Below are 13,792 nucleotides of genomic sequence, written 5' to 3'. Positions count from 1 at the left end.
TCCCCCCCCGGCCGGGGCCGCCCCCGCCCGGCGGCGCGGGGGGGCGCGGGGGCGGGGGGGGGCCGCCCCCCGCGGCGGCGGCGCCCCCCCCCCCCCCCCCCCACGCCCCCCGGTCGGATGTGGGCACCTGGGTCAGTGGCCGGCCGGCACGGGGGCAATCTGCCGCATGAGGCCGATCATGTCCGGCGAGACCCACTCCTCCGCGATCCTGTCGCCCTCGACGCGGTAGATCTCGACGCTCCGGAAGCTGACCTGCCGGCCGGTGGCCTCGACCCCTTGGAAGGCACCCTGGTGCGTTCCGCGGAAGTGGACCCGTACGGCCACCTTGTCGTCCGCGCCGAACATGTCCTGGACATCGATCTTCAGGTCGGGGAATCCCTCCAGCATGGCTTCGGCGCCCAGCCGCCAGATCTCCCGGCCGTGCAAGGGGTCGGGCAGTCCGGGGAGGTTGGCGATGAAGTTCTCCGTCAGCAGTTCCACACACGCGTCGAGATCTCCGCTCTCCAGCGTGGTGTAGGCCGTGCGCAGCAGGGCCAGGTTCTTCTCCGTACCGGTGTCCATCGTGGTCCTCTCCAGGGGTTCGCCCCGCTCTGCGGTGATCGCTCCGATCCGCATGGCTTTCAGTAGAAACCCTGCCGTCGCGTCATGGTCAAGGACGGTCCCGGACTCCCCCACGGCCCCTCCGCCCGGCCGACGACCGCCTCCCGGAGCCCTCGTTCCGCCGCCCGCAGGTCCACCGGTGAACCGCTCGACGATGGAACCTGTCGGCCCGATTCGCGGTCTAGCCGGGCACGAGGCGTCACTTCGGGCAGCGACGCCGACCGAGCAGCACAGGGAGTACGGATGGTCACCACAGGGCTCGACCGGGCCGGCGCGGCGCCGAAGCCGGTGCGCCTGGCCTACGCGCTGTCGTTGGCCGGCACAGCCGTCGAACTCGTCGGGTGGGTACTGGGCTCGTTCGTCATCGCACCGACCGGCTGGGAAGACCTCCGCGCGGACAGGGGGCCGTCCGAGGCCCTCGTGCAACTGGCCGCTTCGGGGGGCGTGTTGATCGCGCTGAGCGCCGTGTGGCTGCTCTGCGCGTACAAGATGCGAGCGGGCCGCCCGTGGGCCCGCGTCGTCCTCGCGGTCGCCGGCGCTCTCTGCGCCCTGTGGCTCGTGAACAACCTGACCATGAGCGGCTTCGACGTGTCCCTCGCCGCGGAGCGCACCCACGAGGTCCTGGCCGTCGCCACCGCTCTGCTCCTGTACCTGCCCGCCGCCAACGCCCACTTCACCTCGCGCCGTGCCCAGCCCACCTGCTGACACGGCGGCCCCGCCCGGCCGGCCCGCGTCGCCACGACGCCTGTGCGGCATCCCCGTACACGCGCTGCTCGGTGGCGCCGCGGGCATCGCCCTGACCGCCGTGTTCCTCACCGTCCTGTGGTGGCCACGGTCCGACGTCACGTACCGCAGCAGCGCCCCCTCGTCGGTGACCTACGAGGACGACTCGGCGCACCACCTGGGCCTGGTGCACGAGCACACCCTGTCGGGCCGGCACTCCTACCGGCTGGTCATCGGCCGGGACCCCGGGCTGTCCTACGGGCACCGGGTGGGCGTCGACACGGATCTCGGCGCGGACGGGATCGAATCCACCACATGGACGACCGCAGGCGTACGCGTCCGCTTCCCGACCGGTCACGAGGTCTTCGTCCCGGCGAAGTTCTTCCTGTACGGCCGGTAGGCGCGCCGGACGGCCGCGGGGGCGTCACATGGTGCGGACGGCCTTGCTCGCCCGCGCGATGAACTCGGTCAGTGCAGGCCAGTAGGCACGAGTCTCTTCGGTGAGCTGTCGTTCGGCTGCCGGGTCACCGTCGGCCATGGCTCGCATGAGGCGGGCGGTGGAAGGGGTCGCCTCGTCGAGGGCAGCGGCTGCCTCCGCCACGTCGTCCGGCCCTTCCAGCGTGACGACTTGGACGCATCGCAGGAGCGCGGCGTAGACGTCCCGTATCTGTTCGCGCAGGCGCAGGATCTCGGCGCGCCGGGCTTCGGGCTCGGTGATGCGCGTCGCCTCGGGGATCTTCCAGTACAGCTCGCCGATGGCGACGGCTTTGTCGATGACCGCCGCGTACGCCTCGCGCCGGGCTTCCCGCTGCCGGGCGGTCCGCTGTGATTCGGAGGCGGCTTCGGCCTGAAGGCGGGCGGCGTTGGCGTTTCCGCGGCTGGTGACCCAGCTCGCCAGGACGGCCGTTCCGGCGGTCAGCGCAGCAACCCAGAGCGTGTTGTCGGGCACGTCCGTCATTGTGACGTCCGCGCGACAGAGGCGGGAGGGGCAACCCACAGCCAGAGCCTCTGCTGAGCCCATCCGCCGCCCAGCACCGCGAGGGACAGTCGTGCGCTGCCGGACAGGTCAATCATCGATGCATGCCCATGGGCGCCCCGGTATATCCGTGCCCCGCTGATTCTGGCTGAACTCCGCTGACAGGGCCGCGAACCTCGCTCACCGGCGGTCGGCCGCGCACCTCGTGCAGGAGCCGCTGCGGTGAGGCCGCCGGGGAGGCGCGTTCCTGGTGGGCAGCCCTGTGGCATTGTCAGTGGCGTGTGGTAGGGCCCGTGGCGCCCGTGTTTCGCAAGTGACCGGATGCGACCAAGTGGTGGCGCTCATCGCACAGTTGCGATCGATTTACAAGACGGAGGGTTTCAGTCAAAGAGTGCTGACGATCTTGGCCGAGATGGATCGACAAGACGACAATCCTACAGACGGTCTGCCTGGAGGCGGAGAACCACTGCCCGAAGGACGTCCCTCCGCATCCGAACGGACGTGGAGGCAGTGCGGAGGAGGGGTCGTGGAACGGTACTTCACCAAGCAACGGCACGAGGATCTACGGCAGCGGGTGCGTGAGTTCGCCGAGCGCGAGGTGCGGCCCCGCATACCCGAGATGGAAGCCTCCCGGGGCGTCGCGCACGACGTGTCCCGGCTGATCGCCCGGCAGGGCTGGATCGGGGTCACCATCGACCGGGCCTACGGCGGCATGGGAGCCGGTCATCTCGCCAAGACCATCATCATCGAGGAACTGGCCCGCGTCAGCGGGGCGATGGGTGCCATGGTGCAGGCATCCCAGCTGGGTACGGCCAAGATCATCCACTATGGCAACGATGTCCAGAAGGCGGCCTGGCTGCCCCGCATCGCGGCCGGCGACTGCCTGCCCACGATCGCGACCACCGAGGAGGAGTCGGGCGGCCATGTCCTCGGCATGACCAGCACCGCCGTACGCGACGGTGACGACTACATCCTCAACGGCCACAAGGTCTTCGTCGGGAACAGCCACGTCGGCGATGTGCACGGCGTCATCGTCCGCACCGGTGAGGGCTCCAAGGGCCTGTCGGCCTTTCTCGTCGAGGCGGACCGTCCCGGGTTCTCGCTCGCCGAACAACAGCCCGCCATGGGGCTGCACGGATTCAGTTTCGGAAAAATGGTCTTCGAGGACTGCCGGGTTCCGGCCACGAACCTGCTCGGTACGGAAGGACAGGGACTGGCCGTCGCGTACTCCTCCAGCGTCCTCTACGGCCGGCCCAACCTGACCGCCGTCTCCCTCGGAATCCACCAGGCCGTCCTCGAGGAGACGACCGCGCTGTGCATCGAACGCGAGCGGTACGGCGTGGCGCTCGGCGAGCTCAACAACATCAAGATCAAGCTGGGCCGTATGAAGCACCGGCTGATGACCGCCCGGCTCGCCGCCTATCACGCTGTTCATCTCATGGACCAAGGACAGCCCTGCGACGCGGAGTTGATGAACGCCAAGTACCTCAATGTCGAGTCCGCCATCGATTCGGCCGGCGACGCCATGGAGATCCATGCGGCGAGCGGCCTGTTCACCGACCGCCCGGTGGAGCGCTATCTGCGAGACGCCCACCACATCTACGCACCCGCCGGTACCTCCGACATCCAGCTCCTGCGTCTGGGCGAAGTCGCGCTCGGTACGGCCAAGGGTCAGTGGTCCGAACGTCTGGCCGACCTGGTGCGGACCGGGCCGACGGACCACCTGGAAGAGGACCTGCTGGAGCCGGCCGGCGTATGAGAGAACCCAGGGTGCGAGAAACCCTCGGGAGAGGGGTGTGAGACACCCTCAGGAGAAAGAACGGAGAGCCACGGACACAGCGTCGTGTCCGAGGCTCCCGTCACGGATCGAGGGGGCCGCGTGCCGTGAGCTGCGGCCACCCGGACGCGCTCAGGCCTGACCCCGCTCCTCTATTCGGTGCAGCCGCTCCACCATCTGCTGCGCCATCGACTTGATGGTCTCCAGGCCCTGCCGTCCCCAGGGCCGGGTGTCCGTGTCGATCACACAGATCGTGCCCAGGGCCATGCCCGTGTTCCAGTCGATCAACGGCGCGCCCAGGTACGAACGGATGCCGATCTCGTCCACCACGGGATTGCCCGCGAACCGCGGGTAGTCGCAGACGTCCTCCAGCACGAGAGCCTTGCGCCGTACGACGACGTGCGGGCACCAACCGTGATCGCGGGCCATGACCCGGCTGGTGGAGGCCTGTTGGGGCTCCAGCTCCACGCCCGGCTGGCTGTCGGCGGGAGTGTAGAGCCCGGCGAAGTACTGCCGGTTCTCATCGATGAAGTTGACCATGGCGTACGGCGCTTCGAGCGTGCGCGCCAGGTTGCGGGCGAACGCGTCGAACTCCGGCACGGGGGCACTTCCGATGCCGAGTTCACGCAGCCGGGCCACACGGGCCGGTGCGTCCCGGTCCTCGGGAGTCACCAGCATCTGGCCGGTCGGGTCGTATTGCGTGTAGGGAACAGGCGCGGACATGCAGGCTCCATTCGACAGCGCTGAGCGGGCGTCAGTGCAGCGGGGTGGGCTCCGCGGGCGACATGCCGGGAGCAGGGGCGAGCAGGTGCTCGACGAGTGCGATCAGCACCTCGGTACTGGAGTTGCACTGGCGGGCGTCGCACATCACGACAGGCACCTCGGGCTTGAGGTCGAGCGCGGCGCGGATCTCGGCGGGCTCGTAGTGGTACGCGCCGTCGAACTGGTTGACGGCCACGACGAAACCGATGCCGCGCTGCTCGAAGAAGTCGACGGCCGAGAAGCACTGGTCGAGTCTGCGGGTGTCGGCGAGCACGACCGCGCCCAGCGCTCCGTTGGACAGCTCGTCCCACATGAACCAGAACCGTTCCTGCCCCGGCGTGCCGAAGAGGTACAGGACGTGGTCCGCGCTCAGGGTGATGCGCCCGAAGTCCATCGCCACCGTCGTGGTGGTCTTGTCCTCGATGCCCACCAGGCTGTCCGTGCGAGCGCTGACCTGGGTCAGCAGCTCCTCGGTGCTCAGAGGTGCGATCTCACTGACCGCTCCGACGAAGGTCGTCTTGCCCACCCCGAATCCTCCGGCGATGAGGATCTTCAGTGCAGTCGGGAAAGGATCGTCAGAGCCGCTTGCGAAGGCCATGCAGCACCGCCTCCAGGAGGTTTCGGTCGGTAGGGGAGGCCGCCTCGATGGCCCGCGGCGCACGTGTGCTGAGCGCCTGGTGCGTCACGAGGTCGGACAGCAGGACTTTGGTGATGACGGCCGGCAGCCGCAGATGCGCCGCCACCTCGGCCACCGAGATGGGCCGGCCCCCGCACAGGGCGAGGACCTGGTCGTAGTCGGGGCCGAGGTAGGTCTTCGGACGGGTGCCGGTCGCCATCACGAGGGTGAGGAGGTCGAAGTGCGCTGTGGGGCGCGTGCGGCCATTGCTGACGGCGTAGGGCCGGACCAGTCGTCCGGCCTCGTCGTCGAGCCACGCTCCGCCCTGCGCATCCGCCATCCTCAGTGCCCCGCAGCGCGCTGCGCGCCGGGTGTCTGGTTTCTGGCAGGCGTGGCGAAGTACGGGCGGACACTCTTGACCAGCATGGCCATCTCGTAGCCGAGTACGGCCGCGTCCGCCTCGCTGTCGGCGAGGACGGCGAGGCAGGCCCCGGAGCCCGCCGCCGAGACGAAGAGCAGCGCCGTGTCCAGTTCCACGACCACCTGGCGTACGTCGGCGCCGCCCGCGAAGCGGGAACCGGCGCTGCGGGCGAGGGAGTACATGCCGGACGCCAGCGCGGCCATGTGGTCGGCTTCGTCTGTGCCGAGCCCGTCGACGGCCTTGGTCAGACCGTCGGACGACAGCAGAAGGGCGCTGCGGGTGTACGGGACTCTCTTGACCAGCCCCTGGAGGAGCCAGTCGAGATTCTGGTTCGAACCGGTACGCGTGTCGCTCACCATGGTGGCGTTCTTTCTCCTCGGGGGTGAGTACGGGAAGTGCGGCTGGCAGGAGCTGTCAGCGGGTCTCGTCGGATACGTCGTCGGCGAGGCTGACTCCCCGCTGGAAGGCAGCCATCAGCCCCGGATCGTGCTCCCCCTCCGGCATGTCCCCCCTCATGCGCGTGGTGGGGGCGTTCCGGAGTTGCGGTGCCAGATGCTCCTGGGCCCGGCGCTGCGGCAGCGGCGGGCGCCCGGCCTGCGGGGCCGGTGTGTCGTACGACCCGGCGTCGCGGGGTGCGGGCCGCTCGGCGGGACGTGCGTGCTGGGACGACTGCTGCGGGGGCTGAGGCGTGTGCTGCTGCGGTTGGGGCGTGCGCTGCTGATGCTGCGGCGCCTGCTGCTGTTGCGGGCGCGCCGGTGCGGCCATGTGGTGCACCGGCGGCATCGGCTGTGACGGTGACGTGGTCATCGACTGAGCCGTGTCCAGCGGCGGTGGTACGTACGGGGCCTCGGGTCCGGCCTGCACGGCGGGCCGCTGGGGTGCGGCGGGCGCGACGGACCGGGGGGCCGCGGCGGCCGCGTGGTGAGGCGCCTCCAGCGGCTCCTCGCCGAGGAGACCGGTGGGCAGGACGAGGATCGCCTGGATGCCGCCGTAGATGTTGCCCTGGAGCCGGACGGCGATGCCGTGCCGCCGGGCCAGCGCCGAGACCACGTAGAGGCCGATCCGGCCGTCCGCGATCAGCTTGCTGATGTCGATGCGGTCGGGGTGCGCGAGCAGCGAGTTGATCCGGTCCTGCTCATGCTGGGACATGCCGAGGCCGCGGTCCTCGACCTCGATGGCGAGTCCGGCGGTCACCCGCTGGGCGCGCATGAGTACTTGGGTGCTCGGGTCGGAGAACCCGGTGGCGTTCTCGACGAGTTCGGCCAGCAGGTGGATGACGTCGGCGACCGCGTGGCCGCGCAGGGTCCCTTCGAGCGGCGGGACGAGTTTGACGCGGGAGTAGTGCTCGACCTCGGCGATGGAGGACCGCAGCACCTCCATCATCGTCACCGGCTTGGTCCACTGACGGCGCGACACCGAACCGCCGAGGACGGCCACGTTCTCGGCGTGACGGCGGATACGCGTCGCCAGGTGGTCGACCTGGAAGAGGCCCTTGAGGAGCTCGGGGTCCTCGACCTCGTTCTCCAGCTCGTCGAGCATGCTGATCTGGCGGTGGACGAGGGACTGCAGACGGCGGGCGAGGTTCACGAAGACCTCGATGCTCTCCTCATTCGGGGAGGCACTGGCCTGAGGGAACTGCGCGGCGTGCGCGATGGCCGCCTGGGCCTGGAGCAGGCTGATGGTGAGCTCGTAGGCGAGGCGGCTGACGGGGTCGTTCGCGGGCGGGGCGGGCTGCGAGAAGAGCGGCTGCTCCACCAACTCGCCCTGTTCCAGCCGGAGCACCATGTTCTGCAGATCGCTGACGCCCGGGGCGAGGGAGTTGCGGAGGGATGCGTGGCGTTCGGCTGTCCGCCGCGCTTCGGCGGAGGCGGCGCGCGCGGCGCCGATCAGGACGGCGGCGCCGAGAACGCCGGCGGTGACGAGGACGCCCCAGGTGGCGGCGTCGGCCGTGCCGGATTGTGCGCGAAGAACGAAGACGACCAGTGCGGCCGCGAGCACGGATATGAGCGCCGCAGGAAGGATCGCGAGGCGTATCGCCCGCGAGCGCGCGGCAGGATCGGCGGCCTCCTCCTGCGCCGGCCGTCTGCCGTGCCTGTTTCGTGCCGAGCCCCCAGCGGTCGTCCGACCGGATTCCGGGCGCGCTGCATACGTCGGGGATTCAGACAATGGGAGTCCTCTCGATCACCCCGGGGGGTGGGGTGCACGGGTACGCCGCCGACTAACAGTCAACTCGTCTACACGGTTGGACAGTTAAAGGCGCCGCCACCCTAGTGCACACTCATGAACCCGTTGTAATCACATCCGGGACCGGCGCACCGAAAAGGGACGTCTTGACCTGCAGAAACGATCCCGCTCCGGTTCCCGGGCAAGAGACTCCGCTGAGCGATCGGACTCGTCTACGCCGCCAATAGACACATTTACCGCGCGAGGGGTCCAGTAGGACACGCCGACGAGTGTCCGCACGATGACATTGGCGCATAAGTGACACCGACACGAGACCCCGGGACTCCGCGGCGGGTCCCGGGGTCTCGCAGTGCGCCGGCCGGCACAACCGTCAAGCGGCCTGGACGAGTTCGGCGCGACCGAACAGAAGGGCGAAGCCGGGCTGAAGCCGGGCCAGGATGCGGTCGAGAAGGTCGGGGCCGGCCAGGTCGGCAACGGTGGCGAGAACGGCGCCGGCGTCCCAGCGCGCGGTTGCGGCAGTCCCGCCCGTACGGGCGGCCAGTTCCTTGACGAAGCCGTAGCCGGTGAGGGGTTCCACGGCGGGGATCTGGGCGGTGAACGTGATCGCGGCCTCGATGGGGAGGCGAGCGGCGAGTTCGACCCGCTCCTCACCGGAGAGCTGACGGCCGAGGCCGGTCATCACGGCGTGCACGGCTTCCGCGGCACGCTCGCGGGTCGGGTACGCGCCTGCGTAGCGGATCCTTTCCAGCATCTGGTCGAACGTCATGCCCAGGGGGTCGGAGGCCGGTGCAGGCTGGACGAACATCGGAATGCTGCCTTTCTGATCCTGAGTGACGGTGCGATTGGGGGGTGGGGGCCGCGAAGAGGAGACGGCCGGGACGCACGGTCGGGGTGGCCGTCGGCCGCGCCCGCGATCCTGCTCGGTGCGGCGCCGGCGCCCCGGCAGCGCGCCGGTTGATCCTCACGGCGCGGACGGGAGGGAGGGGGAGATCGAGTTCCCGTCCCCCGCGGCTCGTGCGGTGGTTCGGCGACTCAGCCGCTGATCTGCCGGGGCGATTCCTCGCCGATGGCGATCTTGCGGGGCTTGGCCCGCTCGGCGATCGGGATCCGCAGGGTCAGGACGCCCGCGTCGTAGTCGGCCGTGATGCGCTCGGTGTCGAGGGTGTCGGCCAGCACGAGCTGGCGGGAGAAGACACCGAGAGGCCGCTCGGAGAGCTCCATCTGCACATCGTCGGCCTTGACGACCGGCCGGCGCTCGGCCCTGACGGTCAGCATGTTGCGCTCGACGTCGATGTCGATCGCTTCCTTCCCGACCCCGGGCAGGTCGAGGGCGATCACATACTCGTCGCCCTCGCGATAGGCGTCCATCGGCATGGTCGAGGGCCGGGACCAGGTGCCGGGTGTGCCCAGGAGCTGCTGGGTGAGCCGGTCGAGTTCGCGGAACGGATCGGTGCGCATCAACATCGCGAAACACCTCCAGTCGGTTCAGGCAGTAACTGCCAATGCGCTTCACCTGACACCGTTGTAACATGTCATCCAAACGATGACAAGCACGATGTCGTCAGAAGGGTGACACGCACGGAAAGGGCCTCCATGACCACCGCCGACCAGGCCAAAGACCCCACATCCCTGCCCGCCGCCGCAGCGGCGCTGAGCGCCATCGACGAGGCGGTACGCACCGCCCAGGCTTCCCCGCACGCCGGGCAGCACCCCGAGGCCGCCCAGGCCGCCGGCCCCGAACAGGCACTGGCCACCCTGCTCCTGCTGCGCGAGCTGAGGGACCGACTCGCGGAATGGGAACCCGGACTGATCGAAGCCGCCCGCGCTGCCGGTGCCAGTTGGGCCGACCTCGCCCCTCCCCTCGGCGTCTCCAGCCGCCAGGCCGCCGAACGCCGCTACCTGCGCGTGCGCCCCGGGGCTCCCGGCAGTACCGGCGAGGAGCGGGTGCAGGCCACCCGCGACCGCCGCGCCGCCGGCCGCACCGTCACCGCCTGGGCCCGCGGCAACGCCGCCGACCTGCGCCGGCTCGCCGGCCAGATCACCGCCCTCACCGACCTCCCGGCCCGGGCCCGCGCTCCCCTGGCCAGGCTCAGCGAAGCCCTCGCGGACAATGACGCCGCCAACCTCATCGGCCCCCTGACCGACACCCGCACCCACCTGACCACCGGCCACCCCGACCTCGCCGCCCGCGTCGACAGCGTCACGCGCCACACCGACGCACTCCGCAGCGCACCGACGACGGCCGAACAGCCGGGGAGTTGAGGCCACTGGCCGGCGGTCGGCGGCGTACGCGTGGGGCGGGTCGGCCCGGCGCGGTCGCCGCACGGACCTGGAACGACTGCTCGATCGGCCGGGCAGAGACCATCGAGCACCTCGGCGCGCGCCACATCGAGTCGGTGGCGGCCGCCTCGGCACCCGCGGCGTCACCACCGAAGCAGCCCCGGCCGGCCGGGCCGCGAAGCAGGCCCGCACCCAGCCCCGAATGCGGAAGACTCCGTTCCCGGGAAACGTTGGCCAGGCCGCCTTAGGCCGAATGAAACGCAAGCAGAAGACGTCCGGCATATTGCAATGCAAGACGGGGCAGATTCCCTGCACACACATCTTCTGTGCACGAATCGGAGGGTCTCCATGTGGTCCCACACCGTCACGGGTACCCGTCTGGTCATCACGCTGCACGAGGACCCCGGCATCGCACGCCGGGCCCAGCTCGCCCAGGACATCAGCGCGCTCGTCCGCTCGCACCGGCCGGAGTCCCTCCTGGTCGTCCTCGAGGACGCGGCGGAGAGCAGTGCCGCCCTCAGTGCCGTCCTGCGAGCGCAGCGGGACGCGGGGATGCCGATGACGGTCCGCGCCGCGAGCGTCGCGGTGCGCCGCATGCTCGAAATGAACGGCAACGACGACCTGATCGTGCAGGCCCGCACCAGCGCCTCGGAGGACACTGCCTTCACGACGGCGGTCTAGACGGTCGGGACCCGGGACCGCGGGCCTCGTCACGATGCGTGAGGCTTCGGGATGCGATCGGATGTGGCTGCTGCTTCGCTGAGGTGGTCCGCTCCCCCGAGTCCCAGGAGTGATCATGTCGAGTGCGAGTGAGTCCGGCGGCCCTGCCCAGCAGATGCGCGCGAAGGCCCAGGAGCTGAAGGACGCCGCCGAGAGGGCCACCGACCCCGAGGAGCGCAAGCGCCTCATGGAGAAGGCCGACCGGCTGACGGAGCAGAGCAAGCGCACGGGCGGCAAGGGCCCGGACGAGATGGGCATGAACCCGCTGTAGCGGTGGCCTTGCCCGGGGACGCGCGTCCACGCCGTTCCCGTGGCCCCTCGCCCAGGCAGGGAAGAACGAGTCGATCCGCCGATGGCCAGGCGGCGCACCTCTTCCGACGGCGCCCTGCCTGGGCGAGCGCGTCGACCCGTGGCTCCCGGCTCATTTCGAGCGGGCGGAGAGCCCCCTCGGAGAAATACCGCGCCCCAGAGACCGGGCCGCGACCCCACGACGTGAGACAGCCGCTGCCGGAACCGCCTCCAGGAGCCACCGAGGGTCCGATGAGGGTGTACGGCGGGACTCGAACCCGCGATCTCCCGGTCCACAGCCGGGTGCTGTACCGAACTCAGCTACGAACACCATGTGCCGAGAAGCGTAGGACGCGGCCCGGTCCGGCCCCAACTCCTTTTGCACGGGGCCGACAAGGGCCGGGACGGCATCGACCGGGCCGACATCGGCGCCCGGCGGTCACCTCCCCACCGCTCACAAGCCTGCAACCAGGGATTCCATGGCCCCCGCACCAAGGGTCATGATGGGCGCCACCAGCCCCGAGCCCTCCGGGAGATTCGCCCGTGCCCAGCAGGAAAGCCCTGATCCGCCGCCCCAGCCCGCGTCTCGCGGAGGGGCTGGTCACCCACATCGAGCGCACTCCCGTCGATGCCGCGCTGGCGCTCGAACAATGGCAGACCTACGCCGAGACGCTGCGCGAGCACGGCTGGGAGACCGTCGAGACCGAGCCCGCCGACGACTGTCCGGACGGCGTGTTCGTCGAGGACACGGTCGTCGTCTTCCGCAATGTCGCCCTGATCGCCCGCCCCGGCGCCGAGTCGCGCAGGCCGGAGACGGCCGCCGTCGAGGAGTCGCTGGCCCGGCTCGGCTGCTCGGTGAACTGGGTGTGGGAGCCCGGCACCCTGGAGGGCGGCGATGTGCTCAAGGTCGGGGACACGATCTACGTCGGCCGCGGCGGCCGGACGAACGCCGCCGGGGTGGCGCAGCTGCGGCAGGTCTTCGAGCCGCTGGGGGCGCGGGTCGTCGCCGTACCGATCAGCAAGGTGCTGCACCTGAAGTCGGCGGTGACGGCCCTGCCCGACGCCACGGTCATCGGCTACCCGCCACTGGTGGAGACCCCGTCCGTCTTCCCCCGCCACCTCCCCGTGCCGGAGGAGTCCGGGGCGCACGTGGTGCTGCTCGGCGGCGGGAGGCTGCTGATGGCGGCGAGCGCCCCCAAGTCGGCCGAGCTGTTCGCGGATCTCGGCTACGAGCCGGTCCCGGTCGACATCAGCGAGTTCGAGAAGCTCGAAGGCTGCGTGACCTGCCTCTCGGTACGCCTCCGCGACCTGCATGCATAACTCGATGTAACCGGACATTCCGGGAGCGGGCTTGGCCCGACGGCTTACGGCGCCTTAACCTACGGTTTCGTAACCTACGAATACGTAAGTAACTCTCCCGTCCCCCCTGGAGCACCCGTGTCAATCACCTCTCCCCAACTCGGCAGCTCGGACGCGTGGACCGACGCCCGGCTGCTGTACGCGCTGGAAGAGGTGGTGGAGCAGGAACTCAACCGCCATCTCAAGGTTGCCAAGGACTGGATGCCGCACGAGTACGTCCCCTTCGGTGACGGCCGTAACTTCCCCGGTCTCTTCGAGGACGGCGAGGCCTGGGAGCCGAGCCAGTCGAAGGTCACCGACATAGGGAAAACGGCTCTTGTGGTCAACCTCCTGACCGAGGACAACCTGCCCAGCTACCACCACGAGATCGCCAGCCTCTTCGGCCGCGACGGAGCCTGGGGCACCTGGGTCCACCGCTGGACCGCGGAAGAGGGCCGGCACGGCATCGTGATGCGCGACTACCTGCTCACCTCCCGTGCCGTCGATCCCGACAAGCTCGAGCAGTTCCGCATGGCCCACATGTCGGAGGGCTTCGAGTCCGACAACCGGCACTCCATGCTGCACTCCGTGGCGTACGTCGCCTTCCAGGAGCTCGCCACCCGCGTCTCGCACCGCAACACCGGCCACCAGTCGGGCGACCCCGTCTGCGACCGCATGCTGGCCCGGATCGCGACCGACGAGAACCTGCACATGGTCTTCTACCGGAACCTGCTGCGCGCGGCCTTCGAGATCGCCCCGGATCTCACCATGCAGTCCGTGCGCGACGTGGTCGTCGACTTCCGGATGCCCGGTCACGGTATGCCCGGCTTCGAGCGTGCCGCCGCGCAGATGGCGATCGGCGAGATCTACAACATGCGGATCCACCACGACGACGTGCTGCAGCCGGTGCTGCGCTTCCTGAAGGTGCTGGAGATCGACGGGCTGGGCCCGGAGGGTCTCAAGGCGCAGGAGGAGCTCGGGCTGTACATGGGCGGGCTGGACGCCGAGGCGTCGAAGTTCGACGAGAAGCTCGCGGCCCGCAAGGCACGCATGGCGGCGCGCGGCGCGCGCTGACTCCGCTGTCTCCCGCCCGGCCGGGCCGCGCCC

General features: G+C 70.0%; 17 protein-coding genes and 1 tRNA gene. 8 read left to right on the top strand and 10 right to left on the bottom strand.

All coding sequences use genetic code 11. From position 1 onward, the window contains the following. Positions 1-132: 132 nt before the first annotated feature. Positions 133-615, bottom strand: a complete 483-nt coding sequence (locus ACFWU3_RS03535; RefSeq protein WP_384430463.1) for an ester cyclase — start codon at positions 613-615, stop codon at positions 133-135. A gap of 228 nt (positions 616-843) precedes the next feature. Here ACFWU3_RS03535 and ACFWU3_RS03530 point away from each other — a divergent pair, with 228 nt between their 5' ends. Further along, a complete protein-coding gene (locus ACFWU3_RS03530) occupies positions 844-1,305 on the top strand; it encodes a hypothetical protein (protein ID WP_384430460.1) in 462 nt (153 codons plus the stop codon). Continuing rightward, entirely contained in the window at positions 1,286-1,723 is a 438-nt protein-coding gene (locus ACFWU3_RS03525; protein ID WP_384430457.1) for a hypothetical protein, read from the top strand. The genes ACFWU3_RS03530 and ACFWU3_RS03525 overlap by 20 nt, the downstream gene beginning before the upstream one ends. Positions 1,724-1,747: 24 nt before the next feature. Here the strand turns inward: ACFWU3_RS03525 and ACFWU3_RS03520 are convergent, their stop codons facing one another. Next, a complete protein-coding gene (locus ACFWU3_RS03520) occupies positions 1,748-2,272 on the bottom strand; it encodes a hypothetical protein (RefSeq protein WP_384430455.1) in 525 nt (174 codons plus the stop codon). A gap of 553 nt (positions 2,273-2,825) precedes the next feature. Here ACFWU3_RS03520 and ACFWU3_RS03515 point away from each other — a divergent pair. Beyond that, entirely contained in the window at positions 2,826-4,058 is a 1,233-nt protein-coding gene (locus ACFWU3_RS03515) for an acyl-CoA dehydrogenase family protein (RefSeq protein ID WP_384430452.1), read from the top strand. Between the two features lie 150 nt (positions 4,059-4,208). On the opposite strand, the gene ACFWU3_RS03510 is transcribed toward ACFWU3_RS03515, so the two are convergent. The 7 genes from ACFWU3_RS03510 to ACFWU3_RS03480 form a co-directional block, all read right to left on the bottom strand. Beyond that, on the bottom strand, positions 4,209-4,799 hold the full coding sequence (locus ACFWU3_RS03510; RefSeq protein ID WP_384430449.1) for a GAF domain-containing protein: 591 nt from the start codon (positions 4,797-4,799) through the stop codon (positions 4,209-4,211). A 31-nt stretch (positions 4,800-4,830) separates the two neighbouring features. Then, entirely contained in the window at positions 4,831-5,436 is a 606-nt protein-coding gene (locus ACFWU3_RS03505) for an ATP/GTP-binding protein (RefSeq protein ID WP_327678303.1), read from the bottom strand. Then, positions 5,414-5,794 carry a DUF742 domain-containing protein gene (locus ACFWU3_RS03500; protein ID WP_313942946.1) on the bottom strand — a complete coding sequence of 127 codons (381 nt, stop codon included), beginning with the start codon at positions 5,792-5,794 and terminating at the stop codon, positions 5,414-5,416. Before ACFWU3_RS03500 ends, ACFWU3_RS03505 begins: the two co-directional genes overlap by 23 nt. 2 nt (positions 5,795-5,796) lie before the next feature. Beyond that, entirely contained in the window at positions 5,797-6,234 is a 438-nt protein-coding gene (locus ACFWU3_RS03495; protein WP_384430445.1) for a roadblock/LC7 domain-containing protein, read from the bottom strand. 55 nt (positions 6,235-6,289) lie between these two features. After that, positions 6,290-7,873, bottom strand: coding sequence for a sensor histidine kinase (locus ACFWU3_RS03490; protein ID WP_384430442.1), 1,584 nt, complete (start codon positions 7,871-7,873; stop codon positions 6,290-6,292). Positions 7,874-8,429: 556 nt separating this feature from the next. Next, entirely contained in the window at positions 8,430-8,864 is a 435-nt protein-coding gene (locus tag ACFWU3_RS03485) for a DUF2267 domain-containing protein (protein WP_384430439.1), read from the bottom strand. Positions 8,865-9,091: 227 nt separating this feature from the next. Then, positions 9,092-9,523, bottom strand: coding sequence for an Hsp20/alpha crystallin family protein (locus ACFWU3_RS03480; RefSeq protein ID WP_384430436.1), 432 nt, complete (start codon positions 9,521-9,523; stop codon positions 9,092-9,094). A 129-nt stretch (positions 9,524-9,652) separates the two neighbouring features. Here ACFWU3_RS03480 and ACFWU3_RS03475 point away from each other — a divergent pair, with 129 nt between their 5' ends. From ACFWU3_RS03475 to ACFWU3_RS03465, 3 genes are all read left to right on the top strand, one after another. Then, a complete protein-coding gene (locus tag ACFWU3_RS03475; protein ID WP_384430433.1) occupies positions 9,653-10,321 on the top strand; it encodes a type III effector protein in 669 nt (222 codons plus the stop codon). Between the two features lie 366 nt (positions 10,322-10,687). Next, complete coding sequence (locus ACFWU3_RS03470) at positions 10,688-11,020, top strand: hypothetical protein (RefSeq protein WP_384430430.1); 333 nt, start codon at positions 10,688-10,690, stop codon at positions 11,018-11,020. Positions 11,021-11,135: 115 nt separating this feature from the next. Beyond that, the gene (locus ACFWU3_RS03465) at positions 11,136-11,330 is read left to right on the top strand and encodes a DUF6381 family protein (RefSeq protein WP_384430427.1); all 195 of its coding nucleotides are present in this window, start codon (positions 11,136-11,138) and stop codon (positions 11,328-11,330) included. Between the two features lie 274 nt (positions 11,331-11,604). On the opposite strand, the gene ACFWU3_RS03460 is transcribed toward ACFWU3_RS03465, so the two are convergent. After that, positions 11,605-11,678 (bottom strand) — tRNA-His (locus ACFWU3_RS03460). Between the two features lie 212 nt (positions 11,679-11,890). Here ACFWU3_RS03460 and ddaH point away from each other — a divergent pair. Together ddaH and ACFWU3_RS03450 are read left to right on the top strand one after the other, a co-directional pair. After that, entirely contained in the window at positions 11,891-12,667 is a 777-nt protein-coding gene (ddaH, locus tag ACFWU3_RS03455) for a dimethylargininase (RefSeq protein ID WP_313942955.1), read from the top strand. 117 nt (positions 12,668-12,784) lie between these two features. Further along, entirely contained in the window at positions 12,785-13,759 is a 975-nt protein-coding gene (locus ACFWU3_RS03450) for an acyl-ACP desaturase (RefSeq protein ID WP_384430424.1), read from the top strand. Positions 13,760-13,792 lie beyond the last annotated feature (33 nt).

Source organism: Streptomyces sp. NPDC058685 (genome assembly GCF_042714725.1).
In the GTDB taxonomy this organism is placed as follows: Bacteria; Actinomycetota; Actinomycetes; order Streptomycetales; family Streptomycetaceae; genus Streptomyces.
Note: the sequence above shows the minus strand (reverse complement) of the source record. Positions and strands in the feature narration are given on the sequence as shown.